Raw genomic sequence first — 18,169 nt, forward strand, 5'->3', positions numbered from 1 at the left:
CCTCAGACGCGCAGAGGCCGTAGCGTGTCCCCGGAACCGGATGCCGACGCCTGCTCCGGCATCGGTCTCGGCACCACGCGCGGGAAGCGCGGGTCGGTGAGGGCCCGGCAGCGGGTCCAGCCCCCCGCCTCCGACACCCCCGCCGGGTAAGGGACGTCCACCGGATGCCCGGCGGGCTCGCCGAGGCCGTGGGCGGCTGTGAAGCCGTCGTCGTACACCGTGCTGAGGTAGCGTTCGGGCCCGTCGGGGAAGACGGTGACGACAACCGCGTCCGGGTGGGTACGGGCCGCCCAGGCGGACACGAGGGCGACGGCTCCGGTGCTCCACCCGCCGCTGACGAAGTTCCCCGAGGCGAGCCGGCGGCAGGCCTGCACGGCTTCGGCCGGACCGATCCAGTGGACCTCGTCGAACGCCTCGTAGGCGACATTGCGCGGACGGATGCTGCTGCCCAGGCCCCGCATCAGACGCGGGCGGGCCGGTGGGCCGAAGATCGTCGACCCCGCCGCGTCCACCCCGATGAGCCGCAGGCCCGGCCGGCGCAGGCGGAGCGGGCCTGCGATGCCGGCGCTGTGTCCGCCCGTGCCGACACTGCACACGAGGATGTCGATCCGGTCGAGGCGGGCGGCGAGTTCGGCCGCGAGCGAGGCGTAACCGGCCACGTTGTCCGGGTTGCCGTACTGATCGGGCCAGTACGCCCCCGGCGTCCGCGCCAGCAGTTCGCGGAGCCGTAGGAGCCGGGCCGTCTGCCAGCCGCCCCGGCGTGCAGGACGGTCCACGAACTCCAGCCGGGCGCCGTAGGCACGCAGCAACTGCCGCATGGATGGCTCTAGTTCGGCGTCCACCACCAGGGTCACCGGGTGCCCCAGGGCCTGTCCGGCGAAGGCCAGACCGATCCCGAGCGTGCCGGAGGTCGATTCCACCACGGGCGCTCCGGGCGGCAGTTCGCCGCGCTCCCTGGCGCCCAGCAGCATCGAGACCGCGGGGCGCGCTTTCATGCCCCCGGCGCCGAGCCCTTCGAGCTTCGCCCAGAATCCCGGGTGCGGCCCGGCGAGACCGGCGGTGATGCGTGCCAGCGGGGTCTGCCCCACGAGGTCGAGCAGCGCGCGGTTCTCCACGGGAGCACGGACGGCCGTGGTCACGGAGTGCCTCCGGCGTGCCCACCGTAGAGGTACAGGGAGCCCGGACCGCCGTCGAGCCAGAAGAACGGGTACGGCTCGGCGCACACTGCCGTGACGCCCGTCCCGAGGAGCCTGGGCAGGACCGCGCTGCCGGTCTGGGCGAACATCACCAGCGGCTTCCCCTGCCGCGCGGCCCGGATGCGCAGCTCCTCGAACGTGCCGTTGCCCAGGGTCATTCCGGACGCGAGAACGGCGTCGCAGCGGTCCAGGGCCTCGACCGCGTCCGTCGTCACGGTCTCGCCCCACTCCGTCGTGCCGCCCTTGAAGTCGCACGGGACATAGGCCAGTCCGCGTGTACGCAGCGCCTCCAGCAGCGAGTTGACGACCCCGACCACCAGCACCGTGCTTCCCGGCGGAAGCCGCAGCAACCCCACGACGGCCCGGGCCCGCGCGCGCGACCTGAGCAGCGAACTCCCGCCAGGCAGCGGGCAGGTGTCCGCTCCGGACGCGGGTCCGTGCGGACGTACGTGCATCAGGTACGCGTCCAGGGCGGCCACCCGGACCGGAAGGAGCGGGTGGCCGAGAAGGCTCCCGGCATCGGCCCCGGCGCACTCCGTCACGACGTCGCCGGGCAGTGAACCCGGCTCCACCGCGCACGAACCCACCGCTGCGGCCAGTCGCAGGCTCAGTACCTCGTTGCGGTAGCCGGTGTGCCGCCCGTCGTGGTGCACGGCCTGCTGGGTGGTGAACGCCGAGGAGATCCGCAGGGTCTGCGGGAGGGGGCCGAACGCCCCGGCGGCGACCCGCTCGGCGAGGCCGGGGTACGGGCCCGCGTCGGCCTCCGGGCCGGCCGTGGCCGGCCCGGCCGAACTCGCGCACGTCAGGGGGGTCATGGTGTCTCCTTCGTGGTGCGGGGCATCCGGGCGCGACGGCAGAACCCCGCGCTCGGAGGCGGGCACCCGGAGGGATCACGTTATCGACAATCATTTTCATTTTCACCCGCGTTGTCGGTGGGTCCGGTGCCGCGTCGGGCCGCACCGGACGGTCGACGGACGGCAAGGGGGGATGCCCCTATGGGCTTCGCCAAGCGGTCGGTAGTGTCCTTGACGGCTGATCTCGTGCCGAGGAGGCCCGGTTGGCGACGGGCGACGGCTCTGATCGCTGAGGCGGAGTCGCGGCAGCGGAAGGGGTGTGGCGGATGAGGGTCCTGTTCTGTCCCGGTGACAGCGGAGTCGATGTCTCCGGCGGGGCGAGCGAACTCGTCCGCCTGGCCCTTGCTCTCGCCGCCGGTGAGGGCTGCGTGGAAACCTCCGCCTCGGCTGAACCGTGCTTCGGTGGCACCCAACTCGCTTCGGTCGAGGTGGTGAACGCAGGCGGTCCGGGCGTGTGTCTGAGCGTCGGCGTGGAGCACCGCGGTCTACTGATCAAGGGTGACCGACCAGGCTTGACCGCTCTCGCCGGCGACGTCCGGTCGATGGCGGAGACGGACGACGGCGGGCACTGCCACATCGAGTACTTCCCGGGGCACTCCTACCTTGCCGCGGGATCACTGGCCATGGTCGTGAACAGTCCGCATGGGGGCATGCCTGCTCGGTGAACGAGGCCGGCGGCGGCCCGACGGGGTTCGCAGGGGGATTGGCTCTCCAGGATCCGGACCCCGCTCCTGGGGGGCATCTGCGGACAGCCCGGAGGGGCGGCGCGTGGTGCGCGCCGCCCCTCCGTCGTGCCCTGCCAGGTCGTGCCGTCAATGTGTCGTGCTCCGGCGACCGCCCCTCAGTCCACGTAGGTGATGTCGGACGAGCTGTAGATGCAGTACGTGCCGTCGGCGCCCGAACCGGTCTCGGACGGCTCTCCGCTCGTCGTTCCCTTGTACTTCTTGCAGATGTCGATGTCGCGGTCCGCGTCGTCGTAGATCGTGACGCCCGAGATCTTCGCGGTGTCGCCGTAGTTGGTGTTGATCCCCACCACGGACGTGCCCGGTGCGGTGATCCAGACGTTGGAGATCTCGACGTGGCGGCCGTACTGCGTCGAGCAGTTGCCGCAGGAGCGGTACAGCTTGCCGAAGTCGTCGACCTGGAAGTTCTTGATGACGACCGTGCCGGCGCCGTTGTGCTGGAAGACCTTGTCGTCCGCCAGCCGCGCACCGCCGCCGTCGACCGTGGCGACCTGTGAGGAGGAGCTGCCGCGGAAGGTCGCCGCGTCCTCGCCCACGTCCTCCCACCAGACGTTCTTGAGCGTGCAGGCGCCGGCGCAGTGGACGCCGTCGGCGGCGGGGGAGCCGAGGATGACGTTCTGCAGGGTGGCACCGGCGGCCAGTTCGAACATCGCCGGCTGGTCCTCGTCCTGGCCGTCGCTGCCCAGGTCGCCGGTTCCGTAGAAGCGCTTCAGGCTGCCGTCGTAGGTGCCGGACACCTGGATGCTGGCCGAGACGGCCTGGCTTCCGCTGGCGGTCGGCCACGCGGGCTTCGACCCCGAGCTGGGCGGCGTGGTCGTGGGAGGGGTCGTGGTGGGCGGGTCGGTCGGGGTGGTCGTCCCGGCCGCGGTGAACGTCCAGCGCTTGCTGGTCACCGAGTCGCAGGAGTTCTGCTGGACCAGGGTGCCCGCGGCGGTGGCGGAGTCCTTGGTGTTGAGGCACTTGCCGCCGTTGCTGTTGATGACCTGGTAGATGTTCCCGCTCACCTGCGTGAGGGTCCACACCTGGGTCGCCGCGCCGCTGCACGACTGCTGCTCGACGGCCTTGCCGGCGCTGGTGGAGGCATCCTTCACGCCGGCGCACTTTCCGCTGTGCGAGGCGATCAGGGTGTAACCGCTGCCTGAAGCCGTGAGCTTCCAGGTCTGCGCCGCACTGCCCGCGCAGGTGTTCTGGGTGAGCTGGGTACCGGCGGAGGTGCTGGCGCCCGGGACTTCCAGACACAGTCCGCTGCCGGCGTTCTTCAGGGTGTACGAGCCGGCCGCGGGTGCGGCCGAGGCCGAGCCGGTGGCGAAAAGGGCGGTGAGCGTCGCCGCTATCACCGCGGCGACCGCGAGGAACGAGGCGGCTGCCCTGCCGCCCCGCCTTCTGGCATGCTGATTCTCCGTGCGCATTCGAGGGTCCTTTCACCGCCTGCGGCGTCCTCCGCAGGCACCAGGAAGTGTTGGTGCGGTGGTAAAGGCAAGCTCTCGGCCGGGAAAGCGTGAGGAACGGTGTTCGTTCTTCTGAACCGAGTTCTTGTATGCGAACGCCGGTGACGGTACGTCAACCGGAATCGGCGGTCAATGGGTTGCGCGCGAACCGATACGAAGGGCCGCCGGGCTCCCGGCCCGGCCCGGCGGACGAGCCGGAACCGGACCCGGCGCGCCCCGGGCAGACGGACCTCAGGACTCCTCGACCGGCCGGCGCCGCCGCGTGCCGTTGCTGCTCAGCCTCCGGATCAGCCGGCGCAGCCGGGGGTGACGCTCGTGCAACTCGGCCGACCTGCGGTCGAGTTCCTCGCCGAGCCGCTCCGTACGCTTGTCGATGTCGAGCTCGTCGAGCACGCGGTCCACCTCGGCCAGCAGGGCCCCGTGCAACTGCCACTGCCTGGGGTGCTCCTGCACGTCCTCCAGCAGCAGATCGGCGATCCGGTCCCGCGTCTCCCGGCCCCGCGCCAGCGCCTCGGCGAGGCGGTCCTCGGCCTCCTCGCCGCCCGTCGCGAGCGGCGAGGTGATCAGCCGGGCGAACGCCTCGATGGCCTCGGCCATCCGGTCGAAGAGTTCGGTCAGCCCCTCGCCCACGTCGTCCGGGAACATCGTCTCCTCGGTGCGCTGCTTGGCCAGATCCGTCAGGGTGCGGGTGAGTACGCGCAGCACGACCGCGCAGATCTCCAGCGTGTCCAGACCGGTACGGAGCACGACACGGTTCAACAGTCCCTGGCGCACCCGGGGGTTGAGCATGAGGCTCTCCTCGGCCTGCCGCAGCGAGGCGTCCACCTCCACGATGTCGTGGTCGAGGCGGCGGGCCTCGTGCAGCCGGGCAGCGGCCTCCGGTACGGGGATGTGGCCACCGATCTCCTGCCCCATGGCGCGCAGCATCGAGCCCATCCGGGTGGCCAGCCCCTCGATCGAGGCGCCCGCGGTCTGCACCCACACCGGTGGCGCGAAAAGGAGGTTGAAGAGCAGCCCGACCCCGGCGCCGATCAGAGTCTCCATGATCCGGTCCCAGGCCGTATCGGCGACCTGGGAGACGCCCAGGACGAGCATCGCGCTGATCGCCACCTCGGGTACGAACTCGTTGACCCGCACGACCCGGCCGATCATCAGGGCGGTGAAGATCGTCAGCCCGAGGCTCCACCAGTTCAGGCCCACCAGCGCGCTGAAGCCGATCGCGATGAGGACACCGACGATCACCGAGTTCACTCTGCGGATGCCGGTGGTCAGGGTCGCGTAGAGGGTGACCTGCACGACCAGCAGCGCCGTCAGCGGAGCGGTCAGCGGCGCCGGCTGAGGCAGCGTCGCCTGGGCCACGGAGAACGCGATGACCGCCGCGGCCGTGGAGCGCAGGGTCTGCACGACCACCGGTTCGGTGGTGCGCCGGACAAGTTCGAGTACGGGTGCGGAAACTCCAGACATTCCTACAAACTGCCCCGAAGATCGCGTTCGCAGCACCCCCGGTTCCAGGTGCCTCCGTACGGACGCAGCGCGGCCCGTGCCGGTAGCCACCGGACGCGGGCCGTCCGGTGCCCGGCGGCGGCCGGCGCGCCTTCGGGCACGGCCTGCCGGCGCCTACCAGGCCATCGCGCCCAGAGCGGCCTCGATCCGGTCCCGCTCCCAGGCGCCGTCCGCGACCAGCACCCGGTAGCGCCTCTCCAGGGTCCGGCCGGGATCGAGCACCAGCTCCTCGTGGAACGCGAACGACGGAGCCATGCCCGCGTAGGAGTCGTTGCGTACGAACCAGTGCGCCGGATGCGTTCCGCGCGCACCGGTGTGGTCGTTCTCGGGGGCGTGGGCCATGACGACCGTGGCGTGCCCGTCGACGCCGTCGTGCTCCCCGGTGTACGCGAGCCAGTCGGACTGCTGTCCCTTCAGCTCCGGGCCCTCGCCGCCGGCGGAGAGCACCCGGCCGCCCCGGAAGGCGCGGGGGCCCCGCCAGAACAGCCCGGTGTACCCGGCGCCCGTGCGCCCGTGCGTGGCCGGACTGCCGAACCGCAACGGTTCCGCCCGCCGGTTGGTCACCGCGCTTGACCACGTCAGGGCCCAGCTCCCGCCCGCCGGATCGATGTCGTGCACCTCCACCCGCCGTACCTCGTCGGCCCACTGTTCGCCCGTGTACGGATGCCAGGTCAGCCTCTCCGTGAGGGTTATCCCGTTCTCCCGCGCCGAGAGCTCGTCGAACCCGGCGTGCGCGATCGAACCGACCCGCTCCGGCAGCGGCTGGTAACCCTCGCCGTGCACGTAGGAGTTGCCGCCCCAGAGATTCTGCCCCGACAGGTGCGAGGCGGTCATCGACAGACCTTTGTGCCAGCGGTGGTCGTTCGGGCGGTAGTCGGTGACGGTCCGGCCCGCGAGAGTGCGCAGCGGGTGGATGTAGGGCTTCGGCGCCTCCCAGGCGGCCTCGGCCCGGTAGACGTACCGCAGCAGTTCCACGCCGGTCGAGGCGACGGAGACGCGGACGTCCTCGCCGTGCCGGTGGACGAGGACGGGCTTCGCGGTCATGCGGTGATCTCCCTGACGGGGTCCGTGGGGCCAGTGGTGTTCATGGGGTGCGGGCTCGGGCGCGGGGGCGAGTGGACATGGCGGGCCCCGGGCTCGACGGGGCAGTGCGCGCCCGCCGGTTCAGCAAGCGCTTTCTAACCGAACTTAGGTGCCCCGCCGGGAGCCGGTCAAGAGAGTCGGCACAGCGGCCGCCGGAACCGGTAAGCGGCTCGGTGCGGCGCATCGCTGCTGGTGAGCGGCGCGAAAACGCGTCATGCGGCCGAAGGGGGCGCTGTCACGCCGACGGCCGACCCGCACCCGCTGGGGCGGCACCCACCGGCGTGTGCGGGAGAGGCAGGCCGCCCGCCGCCGGCCCCCGGGAGCCACCGGCACCGGCCGGGGCGGAACGAGCCGCGTCGAGGCCGTGTGCTGAACTGTCCGGAATCCGACTGATTCAGGAGCAGTGCTGTGAGCAGTTTCCGCCACCCCGGTGTCGTCTTCACGGACCGCAGGTTCACCGTCCCCCTCGACCACGCCGACCCCGGGGGCGAGCGGATCGAGGTCTTCGGCCGGGAGGCGGTCGCGCCGTCGAAGGCCGGCGAGGACCTGCCCTGGCTGGTCTACCTCGAAGGCGGCCCGGGGTTCGGCGCGCGGCGCTTCGTCGGTACGGAGGCGTGGCTCGGCCGGGCCCTCGAAGACTTCCGCGTCCTCCTGCTCGACCAGCGCGGTACCGGACTCTCGACCCCGGCGAACCGGCAGACCCTGCCGCTGCGCGGCGGTCCCGCCGAACAGGCCGCGTATCTGAGCCATTTCCGGTCCGACAACATCGTGCGGGACTGCGAACTGATCCGCGCACAGCTGACCGGCGGGCGCCCCTGGACGGTTCTCGGCCAGTCCTTCGGCGGGTTCTGTGCCGTCCGCTATCTCTCGGCGGCCCCGGAAGGCCTGGCCGCCGTACTGATCACGGGCGGACTCCCGTCGCTCGACGCCCACGCGGACGAGGTCTACCGGGCCGCGTACCCGCGCATCGAGCGGAAGGTCGCCGCCCACTACGCCCGCTATCCGCAGGACATCGCGCGGGCCCGCGCGATCGCCGCGTACCTCGCGTCGCACCGCGTCGAGTCCGGCGGCCACCTCCTGACGCCCGAAGGCTTCCAGTCGCTCGGCATCCTGCTCGGCGGCGGCCAGGGCAGCCACCAGCTCCACTACCTGCTGGAGAACGCCTTCGTCACCACCCCGGACGGCCCCGCGCTCTCCGACACCTTCCAGGAAGCCGTCCGGACGGCGAACTCCTTCGCGGGGCACCCGCTCTACGCCCTGATGCACGAGGCGATCTACGGCCAGGGCGAGCGGCCCACCGGCTGGTCCGCCGAACGCGTGCGCGCCGAGTTCCCGCAGTTCGACGCCGGGACGGCACTCGCCTCGGACGGCCCGCTGCTCTTCACCGGCGAGAGCATCCACCCGTGGCACTTCGAGACGGACCCCGCGCTGCGCCCGCTCCAGGAGACCGCGGAGCTGCTGGCCGCGCGTACCGACTGGCCGGAGCTGTACGACAAGGAGCGGCTCGCCGCCAACGAGGTCCCGGTCGTGGCGGCCGTCTACCACGACGACATGTACGTGGACACCGGCCACGCACTCGCCACCGCGGCGGGCATCCGCGGGCTGCGGACCTGGGTGACCAGCGAATTCGAGCACGACGGCCTGCGCGCCGGCGGGCCGCGTGTGCTGGACCGCCTGCTGGCCATGGTCCGCGACGACGTCTGAGCAGGCCCGGACCGGGGCGGAGGCGGGCGCGCGGGGGCGTCCCGTACCTGTGCCGTGAGCGGGACGGCGGGCCCCTGCCCCTGTGTCCTCGCCTCCTCGCTCACGGCACAGGTACGGGCCCGCTTCACCGCAGCGGGGCGCTCAGCTCGATGGAGCGCAGAGCCGCCGCCAGGGCCCGTTCGTCGCCGACGTCGAGGGCCGTGTCCGTCAGCTTGATGACGTGTTCGTCGCCGTGCGCCAGGGCGCGTTCGAAAACCTCCTCCGGTGCGAAGGTGCCCGGCGGGGTGTACGCGACCGGCTCGTCCGGTGCGTACATCGCGGTCACCGCCGCGGAGGCCGTCCAGGCCGCCCGCAGACTCGGCAGCCACAGGGCTTCCGGGAGCGCGGGCAGGGTGCGCAGGACGGCATTGGGAGCCGTGGCCGCGTGCACCAGCATCGTCTCTTCGCCGTGGCCGTGGGTGGCGTACCGGTGGGTGGCGGCCCGTACCAGTTCGGTGAGGCGGCCGTGCGCGGCGCTCGGTTCCGTCACGGCCGCCGCCCACACCGGCAAGGCCCGGACACGGTCGAGGCGGGCGGGGAAGCCGCCGGCCCGCACGCCGATGGGCGGCACCGTGTCCAGAGCGGCGGCCGCGCCGTCGGCGCCGGGCAGCGCGGCGAGATCCGCGACGGGCCGGTGGCGCGCGGCCCAGTAGCCGAGGCCGTGGGCGAGTTCGGCCAGACGCGGTTCGGTGGTCCCGGCGGAGAGCAGGGTGCGCACCGCATGGCCCACCCGGATCACCGGATGCGTCGAACCGCCGTACACGCCGGGCAGAAGACGCGGCCACCACGGGGCGAGCACCTCGCGCCAGGGGTGCTCGGCGAGCTCGCGCCCGAAGTATCCGATCCAGTCCGCCGCCCGGCGCGGGTCGCCGAGCGCGAGACGCCAGTTGTCGTCCGTGACGAGCTCGACGCCGGGCGGGAACTCCTCGAGCTTGGGTGCGTACAGATCGAGCCAGCGGTGTACCGATCGTGACTGCCCGCGAGCGGCGAGGGCCTCGACGGCCATCGGTGCGTGGTTGGTGAGCCGCCCGACGCGCTCGGGACCGGAACGGTGGAGTCGTTCGAGTGCCTCGTCGAGAATTCCCGTCGTATGCATGACGAGGACGGTAGGCCGGAACGCCTGGGCGGCGTAACGGGCCCGAGGCGTAGGCCCGGCCCAGGACCTGAGGAGTACCACCGCTCGGCCCTTGTACGGAAACCGCTGGCTGGGGGCGTACGGGCCCGCCCCCGGCGGCTCCCCGATGCCCGCGTCCGCGCGGCCCGGCCGGTGCCGCGCGGATGCGCGGGGCTCAGCTCTGGAGGGCTTCCAGCGTCTCGTTGAGCTCAGGGCCGGTCTGCGGGGCGCGGTTGTGCGGCAGCCTGGAGAGTGCCGCCGCCATGCCGCAGGTGTTGCTGACCGCGGAGAAGACGAGGCCCGTACCGATTCCGGCCGACAGCCAGCGGGCCGCCGGGAAGCGGCGGCCGACGAGCAGGCCCGCCACCACGAGGGAGCCCGCCGCGAGGCGGACCTGGCGCTCCATGGGCCAGACGGCCTTCGCTCCGGCCGGACGGTCGAGCTCGTGCCCGGCGCCTTCCCAGGCGGAGGTGCCGCCGGTCAGGGTCGTGGACGCTATGTCGGCGTCGGCGAGTATCTCGGCCGCCCGCGTGGAGCGGACGCCCGAGGCGCAGACCACGAGCAGGGAGTTGCGCGCGGCGGCGGACTTCAGCGCCGGGAGCGCCTCGGCCATGCGGTCGAGCGGGACGTTGTACGCGCCGGGGACGTGCCCCGAGGCGTATTCGCCGGGACCCCGGACGTCGATGACGGTGAATTCGTCCAGGCGGGAAGCGGCCTGGACGGGGGAGAGAGAAGCCGGGCTGGTCACGAGCAAGGTGTCCTTTCGGTCGAGAGCAAGCGGAACGGGTTCCTCCTGCCCCGGCGAGGATAAAATACCCCCAGGGGTATTCGGAGGAGTGTGTGTGGAACTCGACATGGCGGCCGACGAGCTGAAGGCCGTGCTCAACCGCCTGCGCCGCGCGCAGGGCCAGCTCGGCGCGGTCATCCGGATGATCGAGGAGGGCCGCGACTGCGAGGACGTCATCACGCAGATGGCGGCCGTCTCGCGCGCGCTGGACCGGGCCGGCTTCGCGATCATCGCGACCGGTCTCCAGCGCTGCCTGGCCGAGGGTACGGCGGAACCGGAGGACCGTGAGCGGATGCGGGCCCGGCTGGAGAAGCTCTTCCTCTCCCTGGCCTGAGGCGGGTCTGAGGCGGGCCTCAGGCGCCCGGGCGGCGCCTTTCGCCGGCCTCCGGGCCCGTCGAACACGGTGCGCGGTTGACAAATGCCGTTGCCGATTCTGCACACTGGTCGGCATGAACGAACAGGCGCAGGGCGACCCCGGGCTGGACGCGGTGATCTCCGGTGTCGGCCCCCGGCTGCGCCGCCTGCGCAAGGACCGTGAGGTGACCCTCGCCGCCCTCTCGGCGGCCACCGGCATCTCCGTCAGTACCCTCTCCCGGCTCGAGTCCGGCGGCCGCCGCCCCAGCCTGGAGCTGCTGCTGCCCATCGCCCGCGCCCACGAGGTCCCGCTCGACGACCTGATCGGCGCGCCGCCCGTGGGTGACCCGCGGATCCGGGCCGAGCCGGTCGTCCGCCACGGCCGGACCATGTTCCCGCTCACCGCCCGGCCCGGCGGACTCCAGGCCTACAAACTCGTCCAGCAGGGCGGTACGGGCGAACGCCCCGACCTGCGCACCCACGAGGGCTACGAATGGCTGTACGTCCTCTCCGGGCGGCTGCGGCTGTGCCTCGCCGACCACGACCTGGTGATGGGCCCCGGCGAAGCCGCGGAGTTCGACACCCGGCTGCCGCACTGGTTCGGCCCCGCCGGGGAGGAGACGGTGGAGTTCCTCAGCCTCTTCGGGCCGCAGGGGGAGCGGATGCACGTCATCGCCCGGCCCAAGTCCGACTGAGACCGCCACCGCGGCCCACCCCGGGCACCCTGGCCCAGGGCGACTGAGACCGCCGCCGCGGCCACCCCGGCCCGGCCGCATCCGGGGTCCGCGGACTGTTCGGTCCGCAGAGTGTTCCCAGGGGGCAAGCGACCGCTTAGTATGCGCCGGAGCAGGAGTTACGCCGACAGGTTTGTGGAGGCCTTTCATGCAGGCATGGCGAGTGCACCGGAACGGCGAACCGAGTGAGGTGATGACCCTCGACGAGACGGACCGCCCGGTCCCCGGCGAGGGCCAGGCACTCCTCGCGGTGCGTGCGGCGAACATCAACTTTCCCGACGCGCTGCTCTGCCGGGGCCAGTACCAGGTCAGGCCCCCGCTGCCCTTCACGCCCGGGGTCGAGATCTGCGGCGAGACCGAGGACGGCCGCCGGGTGCTCGCCACCCCCGCGCTCCCGAACGGCGGCCTCGCGGAGTACGTCGTGGTGGACGAGGCGGCCCTGCTGCCCGCCCCCGACGCGCTGGACGACGCGGAGGCCGCCGCCCTGCACATCGGTTACCAGACCGGCTGGTTCGGCCTGCACCGCCGGGCCCGTATCCAGCCCGGCGAGACCCTGCTCGTGCACGCCGCCGCCGGGGGAGTGGGCAGCGCCGCCGTCCAGCTCGGCAAGGCCGCGGGCGCCACCGTCATCGGAGTCGTCGGAGGGCCCGAGAAGGCGGCCGTCGCCCGCGGACTCGGCTGCGACCTGGTCATCGACCGGCGCACCGAGGACATCGTCGCCGTCGTCAAGGAGGCCACCGGCGGACGCGGCGCGGACGTCGTCTACGACCCGGTCGGCGGCGACGCCTACGCCAAGTCCGTCAAGTGCATCGCCTTCGAGGGCCGGATCGTGGTCGTGGGCTTCGCCGGCGGCACCATCCCCACCCCGGCGCTCAACCACGTCCTCGTCAAGAACTACTCCGTCCTCGGGCTCCACTGGGGCCTCTACAACACCAAGGACCCGGCCGCCGTCCGCGCCTGCCACGACGAGCTGACCAAACTGGCCGACCAGGGGCTCGTGAAGCCAGTGGTCAGCGAGCGTGTCCCGATGTCCGCCGCGGCCGACGCCGTCCAGCGGGTCGCGAACGGCACCACCACCGGACGTGTCGTCGTCCTGCCGACCGGAGGCACCCGATGACCACCACCGTCGACGCCGCCGAGCTGCTCCGCCGCACCCGCGAGCTGCTCGCCGCACACCCCCCGGCCACCACCGGCCGCACCGAATTCCTGGGCGCCCGTTTCGACGCGGGCCTCGCCTGGGTCCACTACCCGGCCGGCCTGGGCGGACTCGACGCCCCCCGCTCCCTCCAGCCGGTCGTCGACGCCGAACTCGCCGCCGCCGGTGCGCCCGACAACGACCCCCGCCGGATCGGTATCGGCCTCGGCATGGCCGCCCCCACCATCCTCGGCTTCGGCACGGACGAGCAGAAGCAGCGTTTCCTGCGCCCGCTGTGGATCGGCGAGGAGGTGTGGTGCCAGCTCTTCAGCGAGCCCGGCGCCGGCTCCGACCTGGCCGCGCTCTCCACCCGGGCGGTCCGTGACGGCGACACCTGGACCGTCGACGGGCAGAAGGTCTGGACGTCCAGTGCCCACCTCGCCCGCTGGGCCATCCTCATCGCCCGCACCGACCCCGACCTGCCCAAGCACCGGGGCATCAGCTACTTCATCTGCGACATGACCGACCCCGGCGTGGACGTACGCCCACTGCGGCAGATCACCGGCGAGGCCGAGTTCAACGAGGTCTTCCTCACCGGTGTGCGCATCCCCGACAGCAGGCGCCTCGGACCCGTCGGGGAGGGCTGGAAGGTCGCCCAGACCACGCTCATGAACGAGCGCGTCTCCATCGGCGGCATGCGCATTCCCCGCGAGGGCGGGATGATCGGCCCCGTGTCGCGCACCTGGCGCGAGCGCCCCGAACTGCGCACCCCCGACCTGCACCAACGACTGCTCACCCTCTGGGTGGAGGCCGAGGTCGCCCGCCTCACCGGGGAACGGCTGCGCCAGCAGCTCGTCGCCGGGCAGCCCGGCCCCGAGGGCTCCGGCATGAAACTCGCCTTCGCACGGCTCAATCAGGAGATCAGCGGGCTGGAAGTCGAACTCCTCGCCGACGAGGGGCTGCTCTACGGCGACTGGACGATGCGCCGCCCCGAGCTGGTGGACTTCACCGGGCGGGACGCCGGCTACCGCTACCTGCGCTCCAAGGGCAACTCGATCGAGGGCGGCACCAGCGAGGTGCTGCTGAACATCGTCGCCGAGCGCGTCCTCGGCCTGCCCGCCGAACCGCGCACCGACAAGGACGTCGCCTGGAAGGACCTCGCCCGATGACCGCCCCGAACCAGCCCGCCGCCACCCCCGACCTCCTCTACTCGGAGGCGGAGGAGGACCTCAGGTCGGCCGTCCGCGCCCTGCTCGCCGACCGGTCCGGCGCGCCGTCGGTGATCGCCCGCACCGAGTCCGACACGCCGTACGACCAGCAACTCTGGAAGACCCTCGCCGCGGACATCGGTGCCGCCGGACTGCTGGTCCCCGAGAAGCTCGGCGGCCTCGGCGCGACCCACCGGGAGGCCGCCGTCGTCCTGGAGGAGCTCGGCCGGGCCGTCACCCCGTCCCCGTACCTGACCAGCGCCGTCGTCGCGACGGCCGTCCTGCTCGCCCTCCGCCCCGAGGACGGGCCTGCAGCCGGGCTGCTCGGCGACCTCGCGGCAGGGCGCCGCAGCGCCGCGCTCGCCGTACCGTTCGCCGCCGCGCCCGGCGCGGACCACACCGCCGAGGTGACCGCCGACTGCGGCGCGCTGACCGGCACCGTACGGGGCGTCGCCGACGCGGCCCTCGCCGACGTGCTGCTGGTGCCCGCCGCCACCGGGCTGTACGCCGTCGAGCGCGCGTCCCAGCAAGGGGCCGCCGTGGTCCTGGAGCCGCTCGTCCCGCTCGACCTCACCCGGCCCCTCGCCGTGATCACCCTGGACGGAGCCGCCGCCACGCTGCTCGCCGGGCCGGACGCCGGCGCCGCGGCCGTACGGCACGGGCTGCTGACCGGAGCCGGTCTGCTCGCCTCCGAACAGCTCGGCGTCGCCGAATGGTGCCTCGCCGAGACCGTCCGGTACACGCGGGAACGCCACCAGTTCAACCGGCCGGTGGGCTCCTTCCAGGCACTCAAACACCGCATGGCCGAGCTCTGGCTCCAGGTCGTCTCGGCCCGCGCCGCCGCCCGCAACGCCGCCGACGCGCTGGCCACAGACGCCGCCGACGCACCCCTCGCGGTGGCCGTCGCCCAGGCGTACTGCTCCGGGGTCGCGGTGCACGCGGCCGAGGAGTGCGTCCAGCTCCACGCGGGGATCGGCATGACCTGGGAACATCCGGCCCATCTGTACCTGAAGCGCGCGAAGGCCGACTCCCTCGCATACGGATCGGCCGGCCGCCACCGCGAGGCTGTCGCCGACCTGGTCGAGCTCCCGGCCCCCTGACGGCGGCGGGACGGGGCGGGAGGACGCGTTCCGCCCGTCCCGTCAACGGGACGCCGACGCGGCGCCGTCGCCTCTCCGGGTGACATCGTCACAGCCAGTCAACACCCGTTCGGCGGACACGCCAGTCCGCCGAACGGCGCGCGCCCTCCGCCACACTGGCCGCGGCATGCCGCACACCGGGCGCGGCGGAGGAGGCGGGGCATGGTCATTTCCATCTCACTCGTGGTGTTCCTGTTGATCATCGCGATCATCTTCATGCGCAACGGCGGCCTGAAAATCTCGCACGCCATCGTCTGCGCCCTGCTCGGCTTCCTCATCGCAGGCACGCGGATGGCACCCACGATCCACGACGGCATCGCCTCCACCGCCGAGATCGTGAGCGGGCTGAGACCCTGAGCCGCCCGCCGCGCGGGGCTCCCGGTCCCTCCCGCCGGCTCCACGCGATGCGGGCCGCACACGACCGCCCGCCGCGTCCACCCGCCGCGGGCGGTAACGTCGTCTCCAGGTCCCCGTCCGATTTCCGGCGACCCGGAGCGCCGTCGTGCCGCTCCCCGTCGCGTGTCTGGAGCACTCCGTCATGTCGTTCCCGCCCTCCGGCCGTCACTCCGGCGCCGCGCACCACGAGTACTGCAACAGTGCCCTGTGCTGCCGGTGCCAGACACGGACCTGGTCCACGCACGTGGCCGGGGAGCGGCTCTGCGGCCCCTGCAGCTCCTGCTGCCGCGAGTGCGGACGGGCCCCGGCGCCCCACCTGGACGGCCTCGACCAAGGACTCTGCGCCGACTGCCGGGGCATGTGCGGGCGCTGCAACAACCCGAAGCGGCCGGACGGCTCCTGCGGCTGTGAGGCATGGCACCGCTTTGCCGGAAAGGACCCTTTCGGGTACGTACTGAACGCCCTGCCGCAACCGCTCGTGCAGGGACTCGGCCGCAGGCTCCCGGCCGAAATCCTCGACATGATCCGCCAGGAGCTCGGACGGGGGAGGACCGCCTTCCAGCTCCGGGAGCGGGTCGAGCGCCGCTGGAACCTCCGCTGGGCACACGCCCTGCACGAGACGGACGAGGACGGCAACCGCCGCTGGACCCCGCAGGACATCGCGGAAGCCCTGCTGACGCGGGGCCGCTGCCCCGATCCCGACTGCGAGGACGGCTACCTCATCACCACGGACCTGCCCTGCGGACGCTGCCGGCAGCCCACGTACCGCTTCGTGCCGTCCGTCTCCGAGCGGCGGGCGACCACCGACCACGCCCAGCACACCGCCGCCGAGATCCGGCGCGGCCTGCTGGAGAACCGCACCCGCACCCGGCGCGCCCCGCGCGGCTGATCCCGGCGGTCGCCCGGGCCGGGCCCCACGTGTGCCCTCTACGCAGCCCGGGACGGGTGGAGACCCGCGTACACGCCGCCGCGGCGCATCAGCTCCTCGTGTGTGCCGATCTCCGCTATCCGGCCGCCCTCCATCGCCACGATCCGGTCGGCGGCCCTGATCGTGGACAGCCGGTGGGCCACCACGAAGACCGTCCGCCCCCGCACCAGCCGGGCCAGGGCCTCCTGCACCAGCGCCTCGGAGCGGGTGTCCAGCGCCGAGGTCGCCTCGTCGAGGATCAGCACCTTCGGGTCGCGGATCAGCGCGCGGGCGATGGCCAGGCGCTGCTTCTGGCCACCGGACAGCCGGGCCCCCCGCTCGCCGACCACGGTGCGGATGCCGTCCGGAAGGGCCTCCACGAACTCCAGCGCGTTCGCGTCGCGCAGCGCCCGGCGGAGCGTTCCCTCGTCGGTGTCGCCGAGACCGTAGGTGACGTTCTCCTCCACCGTGCCCTCGAACAGGATCGACTCCTGGGGGACGACGGAGAGGAACCGCCGGTACGTCCGCAGGTCCAGCGACGCCATGTCCCTGCCGTCGAGCAGAATCCGCCCGGAGGCCGGCCGGATGAACCCGATCAGCAGGTTGAGGACCGTCGACTTGCCCGCCCCCGACGCACCGACCAGGGCGACCGTCTCGCCCGGCCGGGCGGAGAGGGTGAAGTCCTTCACCGCGTCGCCGGAGGCCCCGTCGTAGGAGAACCCGGCACTCTCGAAGTCGATGTGCCCCTCGACGCGCTCCACCCGCTCCTTGCCCGCGTTGATCTCCAGGTCCGGCGCCTGGAGTACCTCGCCCGCCGAACGGACCGACTCCAGCCCCTGGCTGATCACCGGCGCCAGGCTCAACAGCGTGGACACCGAGCCGGTGAGCGTGGTGAAGAAGGCGCTCAGCATCACCACGTCGCCCGCGGTGATCGCCAGCCAGCCGTGGTACGCGACCAGCGCGGAACCGGCGAGGCAGCCGACACCGAGCGAGTTGAGCAGGATCCAGGCCATCGCGCCGAACCGCCCGTTGAGCACGTCGAGGCGCAGCCCCGCCGTCAGCACCTGGCTCAGCGGACCGTCCACCCGGCCGAGCGCGGCCTTCTCCAGGCCGTGCGCCCGGGTGATGGGGATCAGGCTCGTCATCTCGCTGACCCGGGCCGAGAGTTGCTCGACCTCCTGGCGGAACGACTCGTTCTGGGTGCGCAGCCGGGTACGCAGCTTCATGACGAGGAATGCGGCGGCGGGTACGACCACGAGGAACACCGGGAGGAAGGACGGCACCCGGACGGCTATCACGGCGAGGCCGCCGATCAGGGTGACGATCCCCGCGAGCCCCATGTCCGCGCTCTGCTGGACCATGTGCTCGACCAGTTCGACGTCCCGGACCACCTTGGCCTGCAGAACACCGGCGCTGGTCCGCGCGTGGTAACCGATGGAGAGCTGCTGCATGCGCCGGCAGAGCGCCTGCCGCAGGGACGTGCCCATCCGCCGCACACTGCCGTTGAGGCAGCGTACGTACAGCAGATGCATGGGGTAGTTGAGGACGAGGACGAACAGCAGCGCACCCGCGTTGAGCCACAACTCCCTTTCGGGGCTGTGCCGGACGACGACATCGATGATGTTGGCGGTGATCAGGGGGAGAAGCCAGATCGGGCTGTGCTTGACGACGAACGCCGCCACGGCGAGCAACAGCCGGGCCCGGTCCGGGCGGAGCAGGTAGCCGAGGGTGCGGATGGGATGTTCGCCCCGGTAGCGGTGGTCGAGGGCGGAGAGCCGCGGAGGAAGGGAAAGCGTGTGCTGCATCCGGCCAGCCAAGCCGCCCG

17 protein-coding genes are annotated in these 18,169 nt (G+C 72.5%); 9 read left to right on the top strand and 8 right to left on the bottom strand.

What is annotated here, in order from left to right; genetic code table 11:
- Positions 1–2 precede the first annotated feature (2 nt).
- Positions 3–1,139, bottom strand: coding sequence for a PLP-dependent cysteine synthase family protein (locus tag ACWCSV_RS10790; protein ID WP_451140652.1), 1,137 nt, complete (start codon positions 1,137–1,139; stop codon positions 3–5).
- The gene (locus ACWCSV_RS10795) at positions 1,136–2,011 is read right to left on the bottom strand and encodes a Rossmann-like domain-containing protein (RefSeq protein WP_451140654.1); all 876 of its coding nucleotides are present in this window, start codon (positions 2,009–2,011) and stop codon (positions 1,136–1,138) included. Before ACWCSV_RS10795 ends, ACWCSV_RS10790 begins: the two co-directional genes overlap by 4 nt.
- A gap of 305 nt (positions 2,012–2,316) precedes the next feature.
- Here ACWCSV_RS10795 and ACWCSV_RS10800 point away from each other — a divergent pair, with 305 nt between their 5' ends.
- Positions 2,317–2,715, top strand: a complete 399-nt coding sequence (locus tag ACWCSV_RS10800) for an Imm32 family immunity protein (RefSeq protein WP_451140656.1) — start codon at positions 2,317–2,319, stop codon at positions 2,713–2,715.
- Positions 2,716–2,891: 176 nt separating this feature from the next.
- Here ACWCSV_RS10800 and ACWCSV_RS10805 read toward each other — a convergent pair whose 3' ends face one another.
- From ACWCSV_RS10805 to ACWCSV_RS10815, 3 genes are all read right to left on the bottom strand, one after another.
- Positions 2,892–4,202 (bottom strand): pectate lyase, encoded by a 1,311-nt coding sequence (locus tag ACWCSV_RS10805; protein WP_451140658.1) that lies wholly within the window; start codon positions 4,200–4,202, stop codon positions 2,892–2,894.
- A gap of 270 nt (positions 4,203–4,472) precedes the next feature.
- Positions 4,473–5,705 (bottom strand): FUSC family protein, encoded by a 1,233-nt coding sequence (locus ACWCSV_RS10810; protein WP_451140660.1) that lies wholly within the window; start codon positions 5,703–5,705, stop codon positions 4,473–4,475.
- 153 nt (positions 5,706–5,858) lie between these two features.
- Entirely contained in the window at positions 5,859–6,788 is a 930-nt protein-coding gene (locus ACWCSV_RS10815; protein ID WP_451140662.1) for a DUF6807 domain-containing protein, read from the bottom strand.
- Between the two features lie 447 nt (positions 6,789–7,235).
- Here ACWCSV_RS10815 and ACWCSV_RS10820 point away from each other — a divergent pair, with 447 nt between their 5' ends.
- Positions 7,236–8,531, top strand: coding sequence for an alpha/beta fold hydrolase (locus ACWCSV_RS10820; RefSeq protein WP_451140664.1), 1,296 nt, complete (start codon positions 7,236–7,238; stop codon positions 8,529–8,531).
- Positions 8,532–8,655: 124 nt separating this feature from the next.
- Here the strand turns inward: ACWCSV_RS10820 and ACWCSV_RS10825 are convergent, their stop codons facing one another.
- Positions 8,656–9,666, bottom strand: coding sequence for a questin oxidase family protein (locus tag ACWCSV_RS10825; protein WP_451140666.1), 1,011 nt, complete (start codon positions 9,664–9,666; stop codon positions 8,656–8,658).
- Positions 9,667–9,859: 193 nt separating this feature from the next.
- A complete protein-coding gene (locus ACWCSV_RS10830; RefSeq protein ID WP_451140668.1) occupies positions 9,860–10,432 on the bottom strand; it encodes a rhodanese-like domain-containing protein in 573 nt (190 codons plus the stop codon).
- 94 nt (positions 10,433–10,526) lie between these two features.
- Here ACWCSV_RS10830 and ACWCSV_RS10835 point away from each other — a divergent pair, with 94 nt between their 5' ends.
- The 7 genes from ACWCSV_RS10835 to ACWCSV_RS10865 all read left to right on the top strand — a co-directional run bounded on the left by ACWCSV_RS10835 (position 10,527) and on the right by ACWCSV_RS10865 (position 16,326).
- The gene (locus ACWCSV_RS10835) at positions 10,527–10,805 is read left to right on the top strand and encodes a metal-sensitive transcriptional regulator (RefSeq protein ID WP_451140670.1); all 279 of its coding nucleotides are present in this window, start codon (positions 10,527–10,529) and stop codon (positions 10,803–10,805) included.
- A 115-nt stretch (positions 10,806–10,920) separates the two neighbouring features.
- Positions 10,921–11,520: a helix-turn-helix domain-containing protein gene (locus ACWCSV_RS10840; RefSeq protein ID WP_451140672.1), complete on the top strand. Its 600-nt coding sequence runs from the start codon at positions 10,921–10,923 to the stop codon at positions 11,518–11,520.
- Positions 11,521–11,707: 187 nt separating this feature from the next.
- A complete protein-coding gene (locus ACWCSV_RS10845) occupies positions 11,708–12,676 on the top strand; it encodes an NADPH:quinone oxidoreductase family protein (protein ID WP_451140674.1) in 969 nt (322 codons plus the stop codon).
- Positions 12,673–13,863: an acyl-CoA dehydrogenase family protein gene (locus ACWCSV_RS10850; RefSeq protein WP_451140676.1), complete on the top strand. Its 1,191-nt coding sequence runs from the start codon at positions 12,673–12,675 to the stop codon at positions 13,861–13,863. Before ACWCSV_RS10845 ends, ACWCSV_RS10850 begins: the two co-directional genes overlap by 4 nt.
- A complete protein-coding gene (locus tag ACWCSV_RS10855; protein ID WP_451140678.1) occupies positions 13,860–15,002 on the top strand; it encodes an acyl-CoA dehydrogenase family protein in 1,143 nt (380 codons plus the stop codon). The genes ACWCSV_RS10850 and ACWCSV_RS10855 overlap by 4 nt, the downstream gene beginning before the upstream one ends.
- Before the next feature lie 201 nt (positions 15,003–15,203).
- On the top strand, positions 15,204–15,398 hold the full coding sequence (locus ACWCSV_RS10860) for a hypothetical protein (RefSeq protein ID WP_327179759.1): 195 nt from the start codon (positions 15,204–15,206) through the stop codon (positions 15,396–15,398).
- A 181-nt stretch (positions 15,399–15,579) separates the two neighbouring features.
- Complete coding sequence (locus tag ACWCSV_RS10865) at positions 15,580–16,326, top strand: hypothetical protein (RefSeq protein ID WP_451140680.1); 747 nt, start codon at positions 15,580–15,582, stop codon at positions 16,324–16,326.
- A 38-nt stretch (positions 16,327–16,364) separates the two neighbouring features.
- Here the strand turns inward: ACWCSV_RS10865 and ACWCSV_RS10870 are convergent, their stop codons facing one another.
- Positions 16,365–18,149 (bottom strand): ABC transporter ATP-binding protein, encoded by a 1,785-nt coding sequence (locus tag ACWCSV_RS10870; RefSeq protein WP_451140682.1) that lies wholly within the window; start codon positions 18,147–18,149, stop codon positions 16,365–16,367.
- Positions 18,150–18,169 lie beyond the last annotated feature (20 nt).

The organism is Streptomyces sp. NPDC001770 (genome assembly GCF_053596135.1).